Annotated in this window: 17 protein-coding genes and 1 other RNA gene; 6 read left to right on the top strand and 12 right to left on the bottom strand. The window is 56.6% G+C overall.

Features of this window, described 5'->3' with window-relative positions; genetic code table 11:
• Nucleotides 1-19 precede the first annotated feature (19 nt).
• The 11 genes from GVO84_RS19815 to kbaZ all read right to left on the bottom strand — a co-directional run bounded on the left by GVO84_RS19815 (nucleotide 20) and on the right by kbaZ (nucleotide 12,120).
• On the bottom strand, nucleotides 20-1,909 hold the full coding sequence (locus GVO84_RS19815) for an enterotoxin (RefSeq protein WP_159514989.1): 1,890 nt from the start codon (nucleotides 1,907-1,909) through the stop codon (nucleotides 20-22).
• Between the two features lie 17 nt (nucleotides 1,910-1,926).
• Nucleotides 1,927-3,099 carry a MalY/PatB family protein gene (locus GVO84_RS19810; protein WP_121424749.1) on the bottom strand — a complete coding sequence of 391 codons (1,173 nt, stop codon included), beginning with the start codon at nucleotides 3,097-3,099 and terminating at the stop codon, nucleotides 1,927-1,929.
• 12 nt (nucleotides 3,100-3,111) lie between these two features.
• Nucleotides 3,112-4,683 (bottom strand): maltose/glucose-specific PTS transporter subunit IIBC, encoded by a 1,572-nt coding sequence (gene malX / locus GVO84_RS19805; protein WP_159514988.1) that lies wholly within the window; start codon nucleotides 4,681-4,683, stop codon nucleotides 3,112-3,114.
• Nucleotides 4,684-4,799: 116 nt separating this feature from the next.
• The gene (gene kbaY / locus GVO84_RS19800; RefSeq protein WP_159514987.1) at nucleotides 4,800-5,672 is read right to left on the bottom strand and encodes a tagatose-bisphosphate aldolase subunit KbaY; all 873 of its coding nucleotides are present in this window, start codon (nucleotides 5,670-5,672) and stop codon (nucleotides 4,800-4,802) included.
• A gap of 12 nt (nucleotides 5,673-5,684) precedes the next feature.
• Nucleotides 5,685-6,833 carry an SIS domain-containing protein gene (locus GVO84_RS19795; protein ID WP_159514986.1) on the bottom strand — a complete coding sequence of 383 codons (1,149 nt, stop codon included), beginning with the start codon at nucleotides 6,831-6,833 and terminating at the stop codon, nucleotides 5,685-5,687.
• A 246-nt stretch (nucleotides 6,834-7,079) separates the two neighbouring features.
• Entirely contained in the window at nucleotides 7,080-8,213 is a 1,134-nt protein-coding gene (nagA, locus tag GVO84_RS19790; RefSeq protein ID WP_159514985.1) for an N-acetylglucosamine-6-phosphate deacetylase, read from the bottom strand.
• Nucleotides 8,210-8,644, bottom strand: a complete 435-nt coding sequence (agaF, locus tag GVO84_RS19785; RefSeq protein ID WP_159514984.1) for a PTS galactosamine/N-acetylgalactosamine transporter subunit IIA — start codon at nucleotides 8,642-8,644, stop codon at nucleotides 8,210-8,212. Before agaF ends, nagA begins: the two co-directional genes overlap by 4 nt.
• Before the next feature lie 16 nt (nucleotides 8,645-8,660).
• Nucleotides 8,661-9,539 carry a PTS N-acetylgalactosamine transporter subunit IID gene (agaE, locus tag GVO84_RS19780; protein ID WP_029739649.1) on the bottom strand — a complete coding sequence of 293 codons (879 nt, stop codon included), beginning with the start codon at nucleotides 9,537-9,539 and terminating at the stop codon, nucleotides 8,661-8,663.
• Complete coding sequence (agaW, locus tag GVO84_RS19775; RefSeq protein ID WP_024906387.1) at nucleotides 9,529-10,308, bottom strand: PTS N-acetylgalactosamine transporter subunit IIC; 780 nt, start codon at nucleotides 10,306-10,308, stop codon at nucleotides 9,529-9,531. Before agaW ends, agaE begins: the two co-directional genes overlap by 11 nt.
• Before the next feature lie 10 nt (nucleotides 10,309-10,318).
• On the bottom strand, nucleotides 10,319-10,792 hold the full coding sequence (gene agaV / locus GVO84_RS19770; RefSeq protein ID WP_023333561.1) for a PTS N-acetylgalactosamine transporter subunit IIB: 474 nt from the start codon (nucleotides 10,790-10,792) through the stop codon (nucleotides 10,319-10,321).
• Between the two features lie 20 nt (nucleotides 10,793-10,812).
• Nucleotides 10,813-12,120 carry a tagatose-bisphosphate aldolase subunit KbaZ gene (gene kbaZ / locus GVO84_RS19765; RefSeq protein ID WP_159515677.1) on the bottom strand — a complete coding sequence of 436 codons (1,308 nt, stop codon included), beginning with the start codon at nucleotides 12,118-12,120 and terminating at the stop codon, nucleotides 10,813-10,815.
• Nucleotides 12,121-12,359: 239 nt separating this feature from the next.
• Here kbaZ and GVO84_RS19760 point away from each other — a divergent pair, with 239 nt between their 5' ends.
• Nucleotides 12,360-13,163 (top strand): DeoR family transcriptional regulator, encoded by an 804-nt coding sequence (locus tag GVO84_RS19760; protein ID WP_159514983.1) that lies wholly within the window; start codon nucleotides 12,360-12,362, stop codon nucleotides 13,161-13,163.
• A 46-nt stretch (nucleotides 13,164-13,209) separates the two neighbouring features.
• Here the strand turns inward: GVO84_RS19760 and garD are convergent, their stop codons facing one another.
• A complete protein-coding gene (gene garD, locus GVO84_RS19755) occupies nucleotides 13,210-14,781 on the bottom strand; it encodes a galactarate dehydratase (protein ID WP_159514982.1) in 1,572 nt (523 codons plus the stop codon).
• Between the two features lie 374 nt (nucleotides 14,782-15,155).
• Between garD and garL the strand changes: the two genes are divergently transcribed.
• The 5 genes from garL (at nucleotide 15,156) to GVO84_RS19730 (ending at nucleotide 19,301) form a co-directional block, all read left to right on the top strand.
• Nucleotides 15,156-15,926, top strand: a complete 771-nt coding sequence (gene garL, locus GVO84_RS19750; RefSeq protein ID WP_159514981.1) for a 2-dehydro-3-deoxyglucarate aldolase — start codon at nucleotides 15,156-15,158, stop codon at nucleotides 15,924-15,926.
• Between the two features lie 21 nt (nucleotides 15,927-15,947).
• On the top strand, nucleotides 15,948-16,838 hold the full coding sequence (garR, locus tag GVO84_RS19745; protein ID WP_159514980.1) for a 2-hydroxy-3-oxopropionate reductase: 891 nt from the start codon (nucleotides 15,948-15,950) through the stop codon (nucleotides 16,836-16,838).
• Between the two features lie 59 nt (nucleotides 16,839-16,897).
• Nucleotides 16,898-17,274: RNase P RNA component class A (gene rnpB, locus GVO84_RS19740), an RNA gene on the top strand.
• A 199-nt stretch (nucleotides 17,275-17,473) separates the two neighbouring features.
• On the top strand, nucleotides 17,474-18,895 hold the full coding sequence (locus tag GVO84_RS19735; protein WP_159514979.1) for a PAAR domain-containing protein: 1,422 nt from the start codon (nucleotides 17,474-17,476) through the stop codon (nucleotides 18,893-18,895).
• Nucleotides 18,885-19,301: a hypothetical protein gene (locus tag GVO84_RS19730; protein ID WP_236545896.1), complete on the top strand. Its 417-nt coding sequence runs from the start codon at nucleotides 18,885-18,887 to the stop codon at nucleotides 19,299-19,301. The genes GVO84_RS19735 and GVO84_RS19730 overlap by 11 nt, the downstream gene beginning before the upstream one ends.
• The last annotated feature ends 157 nt before the right edge of the window (nucleotides 19,302-19,458 follow it).

Here is a 19,458-nt window from a genome sequence, read left to right as displayed (position 1 = left end):
CCTGCCAGCCGAACACTTTTTATTTTCCTGGCACCGCCTCAAACACCAGCGTTTCCAGCGGCTGCAGCGTAATCACCACCGCGTTTTTGTACTCCTCAGGTACGGTTGAATTACTGCCGTACACCGCTTTCAGACTAAATTGCGCCGCGTTTCCCGTTGGGATTTCGAAATCTTTCGCCAAATCCAGGTAGTAGCTTTGCGGCTTATCCGACGGGTTACGCAAGCCGAGAATCGCTTTGTCCTTGTTCCAGGATGCCCAGCCGTAAACCTGCAGCGCGGTTGGATCGCCACCAATCCAGTGCGTATCCACCAGCACGCTGGCGTTTTCCCGCGACCACTTCGCCGCCTGCGCCAGGGTATCCCACTTCACCTTGTTCAGCATTGAAGGGGTGATATACAGCTCCTGCAGCTGCGTGCCGGTCGCGAAGTAGCTCCAGACCTGATCGGCAAAATCGCTGTCCGTTTGGACTTTCTCCAGCCCGTAATAGGCATTTTCCGCGCTGACGATCCCGTGGTACATCAGGGAGTTCAGCGGGAACAGCGGGCCTTTGCGCACAATGGAGCGGTAGGTTTCCGCATCGCGGTAGGTCATCCACTGCTGTACCGGCGTGCCGGGGCCGTACAGGTTGATGTCATCGCCCTGGCGCCAGATCGAGTCGGCGTAGAACAGCCAGGACGGGCTGGCGTTGGTACCTGTTGTCAGGTTGATAAACAGATTCGGGTTGGCGCTGCGCATGTTATGCAGCAGGGCGATAGAGGCGTCAAAATCCGAGGCATACGGGCTACCCTGGATATGCGCGTTGGCATTACCCATCCCGTCCAGCTTGAATGAGGTAATGCGTTCGTTTTTGATAAGCTTAACGATCTGCTCATTGAAGTTCTTAAAGTAGTTCGGCCCTGACAGCGCAAGCTTCCCGTCGACGGTTTCGAACCCATACTCTTTTGCATGCGAGACGCGAACGTCGCGCGGCTTGTTGTAGCCTCCCCACGGCGAGAGCCACAGCCCGACCGAGCTGTGCAGGCTGTCGGCTTTTTCCCGAACCTTGCCAAAACCATTGCTGAATGCCGGGCCAAACAGCCAGCGCCCGGTAAGGTCGTCCCAGCCGTCGTCCAACAGGAAGGCGTCCAGCGCCACGCCGCGTCCGGTAATAAACTCCTTATTCCACTCGTCCATCCGCCCCAGCACATCCTGCTCGGTGTACGGATTGAAAAAGCCGATATCCATCCAGCTGTTGTAGTGCAGATAAGGCTTGTACGGTCGCGGACGCACCGCATCAATAAACTGGTTCACGCTGCGGCGCAGCTGGCTGATTTCCGGGAAGGTGCCGAACCAGGTGGTAAAGCTGACCGGCGACTCTGGCTGGATCGGCGTTTTCAGCTCTACGTTGAGATTGGTGGTCGCTTCATAGGCGTAAGTGTTAACGATGGGCTTGTCTGGCAAAATAAAGAACGAATCAGCAACGATCGGCGAGCTGTTAATCGCCCCGTCCACATAGGGTGCCTGAGACTGCTTTTTCGTCGGGAAGAAGGTAATTTTCGCCACGTCTCGCGGCTGGCCGACTGCGGCAACGGTGTAGTCGATGCTGGCGTATTTTCCCTTCACCAGGTTCAGCTTCACCGTTACGTTAAAGTCCGGATGGGTAAAGTCGACGACAATTGCGTTGTCCTGCTTTTCGACGTGCTTAATGGTGAAATCCGCGGTGTGGATTTTTGTCTCATCCGGTAGCGTCAGAAAGAACAGCTCCTGCGGCGTGAGCGGATGGTTAGCCTTATTGTCCTTAACCACTACCGTTGAGTTTGCGTCATCAAACGACAGAGCAATATTGTCGTTGTTGAGCGCGTAGTTAGCGGCCAGTGCGCCGTGAGAAACAAACAGGGCCAGCATCGAGAGTGTGAGCACTTTTTTCATCAGGGTAAGATTCCTTATTAGTAATGCTTCAGCATTCGGTTGATGGATTGCTCCAGCCAGTAGCGCTGGGTGCCGAAGTTAATCCGCAGGTAGTTTTCGCCGTTTTGCACGTAGTGGCTGCCGTCTTCAATCACGACACCGGCCTGCTGGGCGAAATGTTGGGTCAACGCTGTGGCGCTGCGGTCGTCGGCGCTTACGTCTACCCAGGCCAGATACGACGATTCCGGGTTCATCATCTTCCACGCCGGGAAGTGGGTCTGAATAGCGTCCGCAAGGTAGCGGGCGTTCCCTTGCAGATACCCGTTCAGCGCGTCGAGCCACGGCAGGCCGTGCTGGTAGGCCAGGATAATCCCCCATACGCCGAACATATTGGGTGAGGTAATCGAGTTCTTCTCAAGCTGCTGGCGGAAGCGCTGGCGCAGCGAATCGTCCGGGATCATGGAGTAGGACGTTTTCAGCCCGCCCAGGTTGAAGGCTTTATTTGGCGACGTCAGCACGATCAGGTTGTCCAGTGCGGCACAGCCCGAGGTCAGACAGCTGACGAATGTGCCGTCCAGAATGTGCTCAGCGTGAACCTCATCGACCACCAGAATCGTGCCGTAGCGCTTACAGAGATCGGAGACCTGGCGTATCTCATCCGCGCGCCAGATCCTGCCTGAGGGGTTATGCGGCGAGCAGAAGAACCACAGTTTTGGACGGTGGGTTTTGAGCTGCTCTTCAATCAGATCAAAATCCAGCTGATAGCGGTTTTGCTTCACTGATAGCGGGTTAGCAAGCACCCGCACGCCCTGGCGCTGCGCCGCCATCGCAAACGGATCGTAGACCGGCGTGTTCATCATCACGCTATCGCCAGGCGTGCAGAACGCCTGGACCGTGTAATGGAGCGTGGAGACGGTGCCGTAGGTCAGGGTAATCCACGACTTCTCAACCTCAACCTGATGACGCGTGCGCTGGAAGGCCATCACCGCGTCGTAAAATTCGTCGAAGCACCAGGTATAGCCAAAGGTGCCGTGCTCCACGATGCGCTGGAAGCCCTCAATAACGGCCGGTGGCGAGGTGAAATCCATATCTGCGATCCACAGCGGGATAAACCCCTGCGGGACATCACCAAAGCGTGAGCAGACAAACGCATGGTCCCATTTACGGCACTTATCGCTTTTACGCTCGATGATTTTGTCGAAATCAAACACAACAACCCCCTGTTAGATTAAGGCTTCAATGCCGGTTTTGACGCTTTGCACCTGCGGGCCGATGATCACCTGAACGCTGTGAGCATCCAGCACCACCACCGACAGGGCGCCAGCCACTTTCAGCGCCTGCTGATCGATAAGCCCCATCTCCTTCACGACCAGGCGCAAGCGGGTGATGCAGTTGTCGAGCGACTCGATGTTCTCTTTGCCACCGAGCGCGCGCAGGATAAGCCCGTGATCGTATTTCGATTTTCCACGTGCGCGGGTGTTGGCTTCGACGGCCTGCTGCGCACCCTGCGCGTCCACTTCACGGCCCGGCGTCTTGATATTGTGTTTGAGGATGTACCAGCGGAAGACGAAGAAGTAGATGGCAAACCAGGCGATACCGACCGGGAACAGCAGATACCATTTGGTCGACATTCCCTGCATTACGCCGAAGATCAGCAGATCCAAAATCCCGCCGTCGGTGTTGCCGATGGTGACCCCAAGCAGGGCCATCACCATCAGCGCCAGGCCCGACATCACGATATGGAAGGCGTAAAGCGCAGGGGCGATAAACAGGAACAGAAACTCAATCGGTTCTGAAATACCGGTGACGACGGAAACCAGCACGCCGGAAAGCAGCAGCCCCTTAATTACAGGGCGGTTTTCCGGACGCGCGGTGCGGTAGATGGCGTACGCCACGGCAGGCAGGCCAAAGATAAAGGTCGGCATAAAGCCTTGTGACAGAAACGCGGTAACGTGCGGGCTAAACGGCAGTCCGGCTTTCAGCTCGGCGTAGAAGATATTCAGCGCGCCAGCCACTTCATGGCCGTTGACCATCTCAATGCCGCCTGCCGGCGTGAAGCGTACCATCGCCAGCAGGATATGGTGCAGACCAAAGGGTTTAAGCAGCAGCACGCCTACGCCGTACAGGAACGGTCCGAAAACGCTGGTGCTCTGAATGATATGGCCAATTCCGGCAATCCCCAGCGCCACGTACTCCCACAACAGCGGGATAAACAGACCAACCAGCGACAGCGTAAGGGCGGTGATAATCGGCACGAAACGAATGCCGCTGAAAAAGGCAAAGGCATCGTGTAACACGGTGTCCTGAAAACGCTCGTGTAGGAAGTAAGTGATTACCCCGACTACGATGCCGCCCAGCACGCCCATTTCCAGCGTTTGAATGCCCAGCACGATCGATTGTCCTACCTGTCTCATGGTGGCGGCGTCGGCAAGCTGGTGGGTGGCGGTCAGGTAGTAGTTGATGCTCATGTTCATCAGCATGTAGCCAACGAACCCGGCAAAGGCGCCCACGGCCTTGTTGCGTTTGGCGAGGCCCATCGGGATAGCCATGGCAAACATCAGCGGCAGATAGGTAAAGGCGAACCCGCCCACCATGGCGATAAAGCCAAAGGTCAGCTGCGTTAACTCGCCGCCCAGAAAGGGAAAGCTTTTAATAGTGGAAGGGCTGGTGACGGAGCTACCGATACCCAGCAGCAACCCCATAAAGGCCAGCAGAGAGACCGGGAACATAAACGTCTTTCCCAGGCTTTGGAAAAATTCCCACGCTTTCGATTTAAACGACTTTTCCTGTGTCATGTAGGGACTCCTCGGATTTTTAGGATAATGGAAGGCGCTGTCCGGCTTAAGGACGCGCCTTCATATTTGCGAGGCTTATAGTTATTTTTTAGGTATTGACGTAATGCGCGATGGGATCAGGCTTCGGCAGGAAGCAGGAGCCGGTTTGCCGAGCCGCAAATGGCGATCTTGCTTCTGACCACCTCTTTCATGGCGTCCATGCCGACCCGCATGTAGAAGCGCGGATCGTTCCCCTGCGGGTTTTCGGCAAACCAGGCTTTAACCGCGTCAGAGAAGGCAATTTTCAGCTCGGTGGCCACGTTGACTTTGCACACGCCCAGCTCGATGGTGCGGCGAACAAACTCATCCGGCACATCGCTCGCGCCGTGCAGCACCAGCGGCACGGTGACCACTTCGCGAATTTCCGCCAGCCGCTGGAAGTCGATTTTCGGGCGTTTGGTATACAGGCCGTGAGCGGTGCCGATGGCGACGGCAAGGCTATCGACGCCGGTCAGTTCGACGAAGCGTTTCGCCTCCTGCGGATCGGTGAGGAACGCGCTTTCGGCGTCCACGCTCATGTCATCTTCCACGCCGCCCAGACGGCCCAGTTCGGCCTCGACGCTGCAGTCGTTGAGGTGGCAGAAATCGACCACCGACTTCACCAGCTTCACGTTTTGTTCAAACGGATAGTGGCTGCCGTCGATCATCGCGCTGCGCACGCCCGCGTTGACCTTGCGGCGTATATCGTCCAGCGATTCGTGGTGATCGAGGTGCAGCGCCAGCGGCATGTCGTAGGTGTGGGAGTACGCGCTGCACAGGGCGTAGATCTCTTCCAGCGCAATATGCTTAAAGGTGCCCGGCGTGCCCGCGAGGATCACCGGCGATCGCATTTCGCTGCACGCTTCAAGGATCGCCTGGATCGTCTCCGCGTTGTGGATGTTGAACGCCGGCACGGCGTAGCCTTTTGCCTGCGCGTCCTGCAGAAGATATTTGGTAGAAATAATACTCATGATCCGATCCTCTTAAGCCTGCCACGGGTGAATAACAACGCCCTGCACCACGCGGTTGACCGTCCCGCTGGCGGATGGCGTATCGGGCGTATTGCCTACGCTGAGCGACTGGGTGAGCGCAAAGACCTGGGCATACATCAGGAAGCAGAACGCCTGTTCCATATCGATAAACGGACGTGAAGGCGGCAGCAGAATGTGCGGACCCGCTTCAATGACCGGATCGTTTTCAGCGGCGATGGCGACGACGCGCAGGGCCTGGCGATCGCGGCGCAGCTCGGCCAGCAGATCCAGATCGTACTGACGCGTATACGGATGGCTGGAGATAAACACCACCACCAGCGTTTCGCTATCGACCAGCGACTTCGGCCCGTGACGGAAGCCCGTCGGGGAATCGTAAAACGCCGCCAGCTTGCCCGCCGTCAGCTCCAGCACCTTCAGCGCCGATTCGCGCGCCGCGCCCTGCAGGCCGCCGCTTCCCAGATAGACGACGCGTTTCCACGCTTCATTGCCAAAGACGCCGTGGCTGAAATCACCGAGCGTAGTGAGGATCGCCTGACAGCGATCTGCCACGTCGCGGAAGGTGTGGCTATTGATCGCTTCCGGCGCGAACACCGCCAGACAGCTCGCCATCATGGTGGTGATGCTGCTGGTCATCGCGAACCCGCGATCGTGCGTTTCGGCAGGCATCAGCAGGGCAAAGGCGTTATCGCTGTCGATGGCGTTCTGATACAGGCTGCCCGCCTCGTTGCAGGTGATCGACAGGTGGTAGCACTCCGGCACGAACTGGTTTGCCAGCTCAACGGCCGCGACGCTTTCCGGGCTGTTGCCGGAGCGGGCAAACGAAATCAGCAGCAGCGGATGCGCAGGGCTGAAGTAGTCCATTGGGTTCGTGACCAGATCGGTTGTCGGGACGGCAGTGAAGTTTTTCCCGGTGTAGCTCGCGAGCCAGGGAGAAACGATATCGCCGATAAAGGCGGACGTGCCCGCGCCGGTCAGGACGATCCGCAGATCGTCCTTGCGCAGCAGCGGCGTCAGGAAACTGTCGATCGAAGCACGCAGGTTATCGATGTTGTTGAGCGAGCGGATCCAGCTGGCAGGCTGCTGGCGGATCTCTTCCTCGGTCCAGGTGCCGGTTGTCGCGGCGGTAGTGGTTTGTGGCATAACTCAGTCCTTAGTCGTGTGAATTCCACATCAGACGCTGGCAATCGTGTCGCTATCTTTCGTTTCGTTTCACTTGTTCACTTAATCAGTTAAATAAAATCTATAGAAAAGAAATCGAAACTTCAATGGAAGAAAAGAAATAAAACGAAAAGTGTGATCGTGAAAGGAAAGGGAAAATTTAAGGAAAGGAAAAGAAAGGCCTTACGATCGGGTGCCGTAAGGCCAACAGGAGACACAATGAAAGGGCTAAAGGGGGAGAGCCTGGCCCTGAATCCAGATCTGCTGGAGGTGTAAACCCCCGTCCAGCGCAATGATATTGGCGCGTTTACCCGGGGCTAAGGATCCGAGCTGACCCTCAATGCCCAGCAGCCGGGCTGGGTGCAGCGAGGCCATATGGATAGCGTCTTCGGCGGTTACGCCCGCATGCTCCACCATATTCCTGACCGCGGCATCCAGCGACAGCGTGCTGCCCGCCAGCCCGCCGGAGCCGGTTCGAACCACGCCGTTTTGCATCGAGACCTCTTCACCACAGAGCGTGTACCGTCCGTCCGGCATACCTGCCGCCTGCATGGCATCGGTAATCAGCACCACGCGATCCTGCGCGCAGCAGCAGCATAAGCGCATCGCCCCCGGATGGACGTGGTGGCCGTCGGCAATCAGCTCCAGCCACGCCCGTTTGTCCGTCAGCCCTGCGCCGACCATGCCGGGCTCTCTGTGATGCAGCCCCGTCATGCCGTTGTAGCAGTGAACCAGCCCGTCGGCACCCGCATCAAACGCGGCGAGAGTTTGCCGGTACGTGGCAGCGCCGTGGCCCAGCATCACGCGTATACCGCGCTGTTTAAGATGGCGAATCGCCTGCAGCGCGCCGGGCTTTTCTGGCGCGAGCGCCACCACCCGTAGCGTGCTCTGTGAAACGTCAGCCAGCCTGTCCAGCTCGGCGATATCCAGCTCCCGGAACAGCTCCGGCGGATGCGCCCCTTTGTTCTGCGGCGTAAAGTACGGTCCTTCCAGATAGCTGCCCAGGATCTGCGCGCCGGGGCCGCCGGACCGAGTGCGCCGGGCAATCCGCATCAGCGCGGCGTGGATACTCTCCAGCGGTGCGGTCACGGTGGTGGGCAGAAATGCGCCCACGCCTTCGCGGGCTTTATGCATTGCCAGGGTGTCCAGCACGCCGGGCGCATCATCCATGACGTCCACGCCCGCGCCGCCGTGGACGTGCGTATCGATATAGGCCGGGCAAAGCAGCTCCGCATCCCGCGTCGTAACGCCCGCCGGGATGGGTTCAATCGCCGCAACCGCACCGCTTTCAATGCGTAGCTGGTGGTCGTCCAGCCAGCCCCGTTCGGTAAGGATCCGTCGCGCGCGCAGCAGCTGGCTCATATCCCTTCCTCAGCAGGGGCTTCCTCGCGACAGCGCCCCAGCTCGTCCACCAGGCTCGTCAGGCCGCGGTGTCCGCACTCCAGCGCCTGCAGACGAAACGCTTCGCTGCTTAATCCGTCGCGCTCCAGCACCATCTCCAGCAGCAGCTGCAGGTTGGTGCCGGTGATCACTTCGCGGCCCGGCCTTTGCATCGCGAGCGTTGACGCCACTCGGAACGGCGTTCCGCCGAGCAGGTCGGTGAGAAACACAATATCGTGCTGCGCATCGAGTTCGCTCACCGCCTGCTCAAGCTGAGCGGTCAGCCGCGCGGTGGTGGAGGTTTCCGGAAAATCGATGGCGATAAACTGCGGCTGCTCGCCGAGGATCTGCTTCATCGCCTGCTCAAGCCCGCTGGCAAACCCGCCGTGACCCGTCAAAATAATGCCTAACATCGCAACCTCTTTGCTTTTACAGGAAGTGACAGAATTTACCGACAACGCCCAGCAGCACGGTGATACCGATTAGCCGCAGCGGGCTCCAGCCGCGGCGTACCAGCCAGAACATCGTCAGGGTGTAGACAAGCGGCAGGAACGCGGGCATCAGCTTGTCGATGACGTCGGCCTGCAGTTTGACGACCGCATCACCCGCCTTGATTTCGAGCGTGGTATTGAGGCGGACGTAGGTTGCCACCAGCGCGCCGATTACCGTCATCCCGACGATAGACGCCGCGTGGCCGACCTTTTTGGTGTTGGCTTTAATCAGCGGAATGGCCGCGACGCCCATCCGGTAAGCGTAATGCGCCAGGCCAAAACGCAGGCCGAGGTGTACTACGTTAAACAGCACGATAAAGACCACCGCGCCCAGAATCGATCCTTGCAGCGCCAGGCTGGCACCAATACCGCCGCAGATGGGCAACAGGGTCAGCCAGAACATGGCGTCGCCAATACCGCCAAGCGGCGCGCCGACGGCAATTTTGGTGCTCTGGATGCTGTTTACATCCTGCTTGGATCGCTCCATCGCCAGAATGATGCCGATAACAAAGGTCACCAGGAACGGGTGGGTGTTAAAGAAGCCCATATGGCCTTTCATCGCCCGCGCCAGGTCCCGCTTGTTGGTGTGGATCTTTTTCAACGCGGGCAGCAGCCCGTACAGCCAGCCGGAGGCCTGCATACGTTCATAGTTGAACGAGGCCTGCAGCAGCATGGAACGCCAGGCCACGCGGTTAATATCCTTTTTCGTCAGCTCGGCACCGATGTTTTGGTCTTCGTAGACGTTTTCATTCACGCCGGTCAGCAGCGTCTCTTCGCTTTCAGACACGCCCGGCAGGGTGGTTTGGTTAGATGCCATCTTCGAATTCCTCTTTCTGAGCGGCGGGAGCCGTCGGTTCAGGTGATTTACGCATCAGGTCGATCAGCGCCATGGCCAGCGCGGCCGCTGCAATCGCCAGCACCGGAAGCTTGAGCCAGGCGGCGGCGACAAAACCGATAATGAAGTAAGGGATGTAGACGTTTTTCATCATGATCTTCAGCAGCACGGCGAAGCCGATGGCTGGCATGATGCCGCCCGCGACGCCGAGGCCGTCAATCAGACGCGCTGGCAGAACGTCAATGGCGGTTTTCGCATGTTCCGCACCGAAGTAGATCGGCAGGAACGCGCACAGAAAATAGAAGATGCCGAGCGCCAGCAGCGCAAGATAGTTAACCCGTTCAATACCGTGAGTATCTGCATTGGCCGCCATGCGATCGCAGCGCGACATGACGCCGGACATCACCGAGAAGAGGAACGTAATCCCCATCTGAACCGCCACGGCAAACGGCACGGCGACGCCAACCGCGACTTCTGGCTTCACACCGGTGCTAATGGCAAAGGCGGTACCCACGATGGTGCCGATAATGACGTTAGGCGGCTGGGCACCAGCGAGCGGGGCCAGCCCCATCCAGACCAGCTCTAACGTGCCGCCGGTCAAAATGCCGGTGTGCAGATCGCCCAGAATCAGGCCGACCAGCGGCCCGAGTACCACCGGGCGGTGCATGTGCGTTAACCCGTTAAACATATCCAGACCGGCGATAAAGGCGAGTATGCCCAACCCTAGCGCCTGCAACAGACTGATTTCCATTGTGAATCCCTCAGAGCAGTTTAAAGAGATCCAAAGCAGTTTCTGTTGGAACGCCCTGAACGAAGCATTCCACACCGGCCGCTTTCAGGCCGTTGAACGCGGCGATATCGTTCGCGTCGACAGAGACCGTTTTGGCAATTTGTTGTTTGCCACTGGCGTAGTGCATGTTTCCGACGTTAATACGGGTGATGGGCACGCCGCCCTCAACCAGCTTCAGAAAATCGGCGGGTGATTTGCAGACCAGCAAGATTTTCTGGCGGTCAGCGGCGCGGTGAATGTTGTCGATGACCTTTTGCAGCGACCAGAAGCGCACGGCAATCCCTTCCGCGAGCACCATTTCCATCAGGTTCTGTTGAACCGGATCCTCAGCGACCTCATCGTTAGCGACCAGCACCAGGTTTGCCCCCGCAAACCCCACCCACTGCACGCCCACCTGACCGTGGATCAGGCGTTCGTCGATGCGGCATAAGACAATGTTTGGCATAGCGTTTTCCTCTTTTTTAATTATGCGTTTTGAGTCGTTACGCCTTCGCAGGCGGCGTGGTACTGCTGGAGTATGTCCTGAATGTGGTCGATGATGAGTTCCCGTGGCGTTGACTTGAGAGCGCCCTCGCGAACTTTGCTGTACTGCAACGGCAAGTACTGGCTGATCAGCGGCAGAGGAATAGGCTCGTCTGCCAGGTTACGCACCAGCCGTTCAAAGGCGTCGTCGATCTGGCTGTCCGGCCAGTAGTAGCGCACGCGGTCAGAGTAGCTGTAGCCGCGCGCCAGGCGACGCGCGTTGCCGTCACCGTGGTAATGGCTTTGCCAGTATTCCGGGCGGTCGAGCATGACGTTTTCCAGCACGTGACGCAGGCCGGAGCTGGCTTTTGCCGGCAGCAGCTCCTCTTCTATGGCGGCCAGCGAGAACAGCGCTTCGCGCAGGGCGAAGGTCAGGGCGGGGCCAACTTTCAGAATCGCAAAGTGATCGTTAACCAGCTGGCGCAGCGCCTGCGGCGTCTGGTAGTCGGTGGAGTGCGCTTCAAACACCAGCGTATCGTAGGCTTCAACCATGTTGCTCAGGGCAACGGCTTTCTGCGGCTGATAGTCGCAGACGTGCGCGTGGTCGAACTCCACGCCAGGCTGGACCACCAAGCCAATAATGCGCGGCCAGATGTCGCTCAAGCCTTCCTTTTCGAACGCGTGGCGGTGCGCTTCAAGCGTGGCGCGTGCAGCGTCCGGCGTGGTGACGGCAAGTTCGGTGAGCGTTTCGTGCGCGCCACCGGGAACCGGTACTTCCGTGCCGATAACGTAGACCAGATCGGATTCACCAAACTGCTCGCGACAGGTCGCTTCGGCAATCTTCGCCAGGCGTGCGGCGCGTCCGGCAACGATCGCGTCGGTCAGGGGAACCGGATCGTCCTCACAGGACATGCTGCAGTCCAAGTGGATCTTTTTGAATCCGGCAGAAACATAGCTTTTGATCAGATCGTCGGCATTGGCCATCGCCTGTTCCGCAGGGAGATTTTGCCAGCGGTTAGGGCCTAAATGATCGCCGCCGAGGATCAGCTGTGACGTCGGGAAGCCGAGCGACTCGGCCAGCTGGCAGACAAACCCGTGAAAATCCGCAGGCGTCATGCCGGTATAGCCGCCAAACTGATCCACCTGGTTGGAGGTGGCCTCGATCAGCAGCGGCGACTGATGCGAATGCGCGTAACGAATGGCAGCTTCAAGTACCAGCGGATGTGCGGAACAGACGGCATAGATCCCGTTTGAATTCCCTCGTTTATGTTGTCCCACCATTTCTGTCAGATGTTTCACTTTCCTCTCCATTTCGGATGGTAATGATACTTGTCTTTCGTTTTGTTTCATTTAATCCTGCATCATGGTGATATAAAAATAAAACGAAAGATAATAGATTTCCGATCTGTTTCACAAAAGAAACATAATGAAAGGTTTCAGCGCAGTGTTGGCTTGCGTCTGGACGTAAGGCGGGACTTGCATTCCCGCAAAAGAAAGGCCTTAATAGGCAAAACGAAATGAAACGAAAGACTATTTATTAAGGAGCTCGTATGAGCAGCACCGATTCATCCGCGGAAAAGCGCATCACCGGCACCAGTGAAAGGCGAGAGCAGATCATTCAGCGGTTGCGGGCGCAGGGAAGCGTGCAGGTTAACGACCTGTCTCATCTGTATGGCGTATCGACGGTGACGATCCGCAACGACCTGGGGTTCCTGGAGAAGCAGGGCATTGCCGTTCGCGCTTACGGTGGGGCATTGATTTGCGAAGGCAACATGCCGGGCGCTGAGCCTTCCGTGGAGGATAAAAGCTCGCTGAATACGGCGGTGAAGCGCAGTATCGCACAGGCCGCTGTCGCGCTGGTCAAACCCGGGCACCGTATTATTTTGGACTCCGGCACCACGACGTTTGAAATCGCCCGCATGCTGCGCCAGCACACGGACGTCATTGCGATGACCAACGGGATGAACGTGGCGAATGCGTTGCTGGAAGCGGAAGGGGTGGAACTGCTGATGACCGGCGGGCATCTGCGCCGTCAGTCGCAATCTTTCTACGGTGACCAGGCAGAACAGTCGTTACAGAATTACCATTTTGACCTGCTGTTCCTGGGCGTTGACGCCATCGATCTCGATCGCGGCGTGAGCACGCACAACGAGGATGAAGCCCGTTTGAACCGCAAAATGTGCGAGGTGGCGGAGCGCATTATCGTTGTCACTGACTCCAGCAAGTTTAACCGCTCAAGCCTGCATAAAATCATTGATACGCAAAGGATTGATATGATTATTGTCGATGAAGGCATTCCGGCGGAGAGCCTGGACGGGCTGCGGAAAAGCGGGATTGACGTGGTGTTGGTTTAAGTTTTTTACCCTCTCCCCTAGGGGGAGAGGGTAGAGTGAGGGGAAGTCACGTCACCGGTGCCGGGTTGAACACCGCCAGCTGATTATGCAGCCCCCATTGATCGGAGAACGTTTTCTTCCGCCCGCTGGCGACATCCAGAATGAAGTGGAACAGTTTCCAGCCCACGTCCTCAATACTCTCTTCTCCGGTGGCGATGGTGCCCGCGTTGATGTCCATTAAGTCATACCAGCGGTTTGCCAGTTCAGTGCGGGTCGCCATCTTGATCACCGGCACCGCCATCAGGCCGTACGGCGTGCCGCGCCCGGTGGTAAAGACCTGCACCGTAATGCCGGACGCCACCTGCTGCGTGCCGCAGACGAAGTCGCTGGCCGGTGTTGCCGCGTAAATCAGGCCGCGTTTCGTCGGGCGCTGGCCCGGAGAGAGCACTTCCACAATCGCGCTCTGGCCGGATTTGGCAATCGACCCGAGGGCTTTTTCCACCACGTTTGCCAGGCCGCCTTTTTTGTTGCCCGGAGACGGGTTGGCGCTGCGGTCGGTTTTGCCCATATCGAGATAGCTATCGTACCAGGCCATTTCCTCAAGCAGGCGCTTGCCCACCTCTTCATTAACGGCGCGTGGCGTAAGCAGATGGATAGCGTCACGCACTTCGGTCACCTCGGAGAACATCACCGTGGCGCCGCAGCGCACGAAAAGATCGGACGCATAGCCCACCGCCGGGTTGGCCGTCACGCCGGAGAAGGCATCGCTGCCGCCGCACTGGGTGCCCACGACCAGTTCCGAGGCCGGGCACGTTTCACGCTGGCGCCGGTTGAGTTTGTCGAGATGGCGCTCTGCCACCTGCAAAATATCGTCGACCATTGAGCGGAACCCAACGTGGCGTTCGTCCTGCAGGCGCACGATGCTGGCATCGTCTACCGGAATGGCTTTGACATCTTCGGTGCCCTGCAGCAGGCGCTCGGGCTGCAATTTTTCACACCCCAGACCGATGACCATCACCTCGCCGCCAAAGTTCGGGTTGAGGGCAATATTGTGAATGGTACGGATCGGCACTACCGCAGCGGGTGCGTTAATCGCCACGCCGCAGCCGTAGAGGTGGTTCAGACCCACCACTCCGTCGACGTTCGGGTATTTTGGCAGCAGATCGCGTTCAATGATTTTCACCACGTAATCCACGACGCCCGACACGCAGTGCACGCTGGTGGTAATGCCGAGCAGGTTCTTGGTGCCAACGCTGCCGTCCGCGTTGCGGTAGCCTTCGAAGGTATAGCCCTCCAGCGGAGGAAGCGGTTCCGGCACGCGGGTTGCCAGCGGAAGCGTGTTCAGCGGCGGCGCTTCCGGCAGCGCCACCAGCGACTCCTCAACCCAACTACCCTGTGGTATAGAGCGAACGGCATAGCCGATGACTTCACCGTAACGTACGATTTCGCTATTAGCAGGGATATCCACCAGGGCGACTTTATGTCCCTGTGGAATATGCTCAATCAGTTCCAGCCCGTCCGGGAAGCGGGTACCCGCTTTTAAGCCATTATCGTTGACAATAATCGCCACATTATCGGTGTCGTGTACTTTTATATAAAACGCCGTTGGCGATGCCTGTCGAATTTCAATGTCGGTCATTGTTCAGTATTCTCCAGCAAGGTGTCTGATAATAAATTCAGCCAATTTTCTAATGGTAGAAATAAATACGCGGCTTTCAGAATTAAAGCATGTCAGCATGGGGAGCATGAAAATGTGATCGCGATCGCTCCCTAACCGGTAATCCCTGATTCTGTGCATTAGCGCCCAGTGCTTTGTGCATATGCAAAAATTTTTATCAAAATGTATCGCAATGCTTGAGCATTACAACAATGTGTGGTCGTGGATTGCGTCTTATACTGAATGACGATTTTATAACGCCAAAATACGTCAGAATAATAAATATAATGCTGGCGCGGTGTCTGAATAAATAAAATGATACTGAAAAAGGCTGCGGAATAAAAAAGGTAAATACGATGAGTAACGATATCTTCCCGAATAAATTTAAAGCGGCCCTCGCGGCGCACCAGATTCAAATTGGCTGCTGGTCCGCGCTGGCAAACCCAATCAGCACCGAAGTGCTGGGCCTGGCCGGTTTCGACTGGCTGGTGCTGGACGGCGAACATGCGCCGAACGATATCAGCACGTTTATTCCGCAGCTGATGGCGCTGAAAGGCAGCCGCAGCGCCCCGGTGGTGCGTGTACCCACCAACGAGCCGGTGATTATCAAGCGTCTGCTGGATATCGGTTTCTACAATTTCCTGATCCCGTTTGTGGAGACGGAAGAACAAGCGGCGCTGGCCGTAGCCTCAACGCGCTATCCGCCAGAAGGGATCCGCGGCGTTTCCGTTTCGCATCGCGCCAATATGTTTGGCACCGTGCCGGACTACTTCGCGCAGTCTAATAACAACATCACCATTCTGGTTCAGATCGAGAGCCAGCAGGGCGTTGATAACGTCGACGCGATTGCAGCCACAAACGGCGTGGACGGTATCTTCGTCGGCCCAAGCGATCTGGCTGCCGCCTTTGGCCATCTGGGGAACGCCAGCCACCCTGACGTGCAGCGCGCGATCCAGCACATCTTTGCCCGCGCTAAAGCACACGGCAAACCGTGCGGCATTCTGGCGCCGGTTGAGGCTGATGCCCGTCGCTATCTGGAGTGGGGAGCCACGTTTGTTGCCGTCGGCAGCGACCTCGGCGTATTCCGCTCGGCTACGCAGAAATTAGCGGACGCTTTTAAAAAATAACCATCATTGAGGAAACAGATTATGACGCTGAAAGTGGGTTTTATTGGCCTGGGGATCATGGGTAAACCAATGAGTAAGAACCTCATCAAAGCGGGTTACTCACTGGTGGTATCCGATCATAATCCGCAGGCCGTGGCTGAGGTTATGGCGGCTGGCGCAGAAACGGCCACCACCGCCAGAGCCATTGCCGAGCAGTGCGATGTCATCATCACCATGCTGCCAAACTCCCCGCATGTTAAAGAGGTCGCGTTGGGTGAAAACGGCATTATCGACGGTGCGAAGCCGGGCCTGGTGCTGATTGATATGAGCTCAATTGCGCCGCTCGCAAGCCGTGAAATTAGCGAGGCTTTAAAAGCGAAGGGCGTCGATATGCTGGATGCGCCGGTCAGCGGCGGTGAGCCGAAAGCGATCGACGGCACGCTGTCGGTGATGGTCGGCGGTGATAAAGCCGTTTTCGATAGATTTTACGACCTGATGAAAGCCATGGCGGGCTCCGTGGTGCATACCGGGGACATCGGGGCGGGTAACGTGACCAAGCTGGCAAACCAGGTGATTGTGGCGCTGAACATTGCCGCCATGTCAGAAGCGCTGACGCTGGCAACCAAAGCGGGCGTCAATCCGGATCTGGTCTATCAGGCCATTCGCGGTGGTCTGGCGGGCAGTACCGTGCTGGATGCCAAAGCGCCGATGGTCATGGATCGTAATTTCAAACCCGGTTTTCGCATCGACCTGCATATTAAAGATCTGGCGAACGCGCTGGATACGTCACACGGCGTGGGCGCACAGCTGCCGCTGACCGCGGCGGTCATGGAGATGATGCAGGCGCTGCGTGCCGATGGCCTGGGCACGGCCGATCACAGCGCGATTGCATGCTACTACGAAAAACTGGCGAAGGTGGAAGTGGCGCGTTAATCACGCCTTGCCCACACCTTAGGGTGACAGCGGCGCGCAAACCCTCTATACTGCGCGCCGAAGCTGACCAGACAGTCGCCGCTTCGTCGTCGTCCCTTTCGGGGGAGACGGGCGGAGGGGAGGAAAGTCCGGGCTCCATAGGGCAGGGTGCCAGGTAACGCCTGGGGGGGAAACCCACGACCAGTGCAACAGAGAGCAAACCGCCGATGGCCCGCGCAAGCGGGATCAGGTAAGGGTGAAAGGGTGCGGTAAGAGCGCACCGCGCGGCTGGTAACAGTCCGTGGCACGGTAAACTCCACCCGGAGCAAGGCCAAATAGGGGTTCACATGGTACGGCCCGTACTGAACCCGGGTAGGCTGCTTGAGCCAGTGAGCGATTGCTGGCCTAGATGAATGACTGTCCACGACAGAACCCGGCTTATCGGTCAGCTTCAACTTCTTCTAAAACGATCGTTGATGTGTCTCGGGTGTAAAAAATGGGATGCATCAGCGGTTGTCTTCTTTCCTGCCCTCCATTACGTATACCTATTGAGTAATACCTGATTAAGTTTTACTTAAGTCTGATGTTTCTTGTTTGAGAGATTATTGCTTGTAAACTGTCCAGCATTGTTATTTCCATAACAAGTAGAGGGACTTATGGCAACAGGTTATTATCTCCGGGTTGGAGACCAAACTACCTGTGGTGGCAAAATCTTAACCGGAACCCCGGTAATAGATTGGTACGGTGCTAACGCTGCGCGCGAAGGCGATTTTGTTTCTTGTGGAAAAAATCCAGGTGTTTCCTACAAAATTATCGGTGGCACAGAGGGATTTTTGGACAAAACGCAGCAGTTAGCCGGAACATTGGATAGTATCAGCTCCTGCCCGTGCAAGGCGAAGTTCATTCCTTCCATTCCGGACTGTTATGAAAAAGAAATTGTATCTTCGTCAAGACGTTCAAATGTAGTGGCAGCGTCCCCAGCCGCGCTGATGCCAAAACTTCGTTCAGAGCCGGAACCAGAACAGCACGCCCAGACTGCGAAAAAGAAAACAGGAATAGACGCAGGTTTTGCCATTATCCCCTATGGTGGCACTACGGAAGCCTGGCAACATCTGTTATTCACAGAGAGCCCACCTGCAGGTGTAAAAGAACTCTTTGCCGCGCTGAACGGCCGGGATGAAAGATATAAAGCCGGTTCTATTCTGCTGGTGGTGGACCCTGATAAGCAGGACAACGAACAAATTGCACATATGCAGGCCGCGAAAGCGCGAGTTGATGCCGCGTTAGCTCCTCTCTCCATTCAGCAAGCCAACTTTCTCTACAAGTACAAAGACACCATTGAGATGTTCGCTGCTGCTGCCAGTACGGCGAGCGATACTTATGGATACTCAGGACAAGCAACCGAAGCCGCGAAAGGGTATTTTGAACAGGTAGAAAAAATCCTTGTCGAGATCGAGAAAACCTACAAGAACCAGTACATCACCAGCGGCACACTGATCGGTGAACAATTCTTTGTTGAGCGCCGTCGCCTGTTCGGGCAACTCGATAGCGTGCTGAAGATGTTCATGAAGCATCGTTTCATGTTCAATGAATACACCGACCTTAAAAGCGCCCTTGGTCTGTCCAGCCGTTCAATCACTCACCGCTGGAATGAAACAGGCGTTAGCGATATAGAGGGTTACGCCACCCACATTGAGAAGCTGGCGAAGTACGTCAAGTGGATGGAAACAGCCGGGAAGATCGGCATTGGTCTGTCTGCCTTTGATACAGCCGCAAATATCATCGAAGCCTGCACCGTGGGCCGAGATTGTGCGAAAACGTCGTTTACCTCTATTGGAGAGTTTTCCGGTAGCCCGATCGGCGGTGCGATAGCTGGAAAAATTGTGGGTACAGCCGCAGCAAATACCGTCTGTGCGATAGTGCTTGGCGCTGCAACCATAGAAGCCGCAGGTGCCGGAGCATTACTTTGTACGCTTGGTGTAAATGGCGCTATTGCATATGGGAGCGATAAAGCCATATCCGCGTTCGGTGGCTTCGTTGGTGAATCGCTATATGAGGTTACAAGCAATGACCATTGATGACCTACTTAGCGCCAAGGCAACAGTAATTATTGGTGCACTTGCTTTCGGCTTCGGTATAGCCAGTATCATAGCCTCAGTTCTGAACAGAGATAGATTTAAAGAGATCTGCATCCTTTACAAAGAAAGATACGGTAGTTTGCCTGATGCTGTATTGCTGTTCGAGAACGTCAACACGCTCTATGTCAAAGTGGCATACAGCACAAAAGTGAGTTTTATATACATGCCGCTGTTGTGGAATAAAAGCTCAATCCTGACCAAAAACGATGACAAGGACTTTATTCGTGGGCTACCAAAACGGCTTATTCGCCCATTCTACGCGGAGATATACCTGGCGGTTGTCAGTCTGTTGTTTTTTATCGTTGGTGTATTACAAATGTTAGCAATTAGGCATGGTTGGGTGTGAAAGGAGCTTTACTCTGTGGACTTTGCACTGTAACACGAACTGCGATACAGCCTGCGACACATGACAACGCTAGCGCCGCAGTTGCCTGAAGTACAGTTGAACGAAGCCGCCTTATCGGTCAGCTTCAACTTCTTCTAAAACGATCGTTGATGTGTCT

It is taken from the genome of Enterobacter sp. SM3 (assembly GCF_009811935.2).
Taxonomy (GTDB): Bacteria; Pseudomonadota; Gammaproteobacteria; order Enterobacterales; family Enterobacteriaceae; genus Enterobacter; species Enterobacter asburiae_D.
Note: the sequence above shows the minus strand (reverse complement) of the source record. Positions and strands in the feature narration are given on the sequence as shown.

Coding starts and splice junctions, on each gene's coding strand:
- GVO84_RS19815 (WP_159514989.1), bottom strand. CDS start 1,909: ATGAAAAAAGTGCTCACACTCTCGATGCTGGCCCTGTTTGTTTCTCAC.
- malX (WP_159514988.1), bottom strand. CDS start 4,683: ATGACACAGGAAAAGTCGTTTAAATCGAAAGCGTGGGAATTTTTCCAA.
- kbaY (WP_159514987.1), bottom strand. CDS start 5,672: ATGAGTATTATTTCTACCAAATATCTTCTGCAGGACGCGCAGGCAAAA.
- GVO84_RS19795 (WP_159514986.1), bottom strand. CDS start 6,833: ATGCCACAAACCACTACCGCCGCGACAACCGGCACCTGGACCGAGGAA.
- nagA (WP_159514985.1), bottom strand. CDS start 8,213: ATGAGCCAGCTGCTGCGCGCGCGACGGATCCTTACCGAACGGGGCTGG.
- agaF (WP_159514984.1), bottom strand. CDS start 8,644: ATGTTAGGCATTATTTTGACGGGTCACGGCGGGTTTGCCAGCGGGCTT.
- agaE (WP_029739649.1), bottom strand. CDS start 9,539: ATGGCATCTAACCAAACCACCCTGCCGGGCGTGTCTGAAAGCGAAGAG.
- agaW (WP_024906387.1), bottom strand. CDS start 10,308: ATGGAAATCAGTCTGTTGCAGGCGCTAGGGTTGGGCATACTCGCCTTT.
- agaV (WP_023333561.1), bottom strand. CDS start 10,792: ATGCCAAACATTGTCTTATGCCGCATCGACGAACGCCTGATCCACGGT.
- kbaZ (WP_159515677.1), bottom strand. CDS start 12,120: ATGGAGAGGAAAGTGAAACATCTGACAGAAATGGTGGGACAACATAAA.
- GVO84_RS19760 (WP_159514983.1), top strand. CDS start 12,360: ATGAGCAGCACCGATTCATCCGCGGAAAAGCGCATCACCGGCACCAGT.
- garD (WP_159514982.1), bottom strand. CDS start 14,781: ATGACCGACATTGAAATTCGACAGGCATCGCCAACGGCGTTTTATATA.
- garL (WP_159514981.1), top strand. CDS start 15,156: ATGAGTAACGATATCTTCCCGAATAAATTTAAAGCGGCCCTCGCGGCG.
- garR (WP_159514980.1), top strand. CDS start 15,948: ATGACGCTGAAAGTGGGTTTTATTGGCCTGGGGATCATGGGTAAACCA.
- GVO84_RS19735 (WP_159514979.1), top strand. CDS start 17,474: ATGGCAACAGGTTATTATCTCCGGGTTGGAGACCAAACTACCTGTGGT.
- GVO84_RS19730 (WP_236545896.1), top strand. CDS start 18,885: ATGACCATTGATGACCTACTTAGCGCCAAGGCAACAGTAATTATTGGT.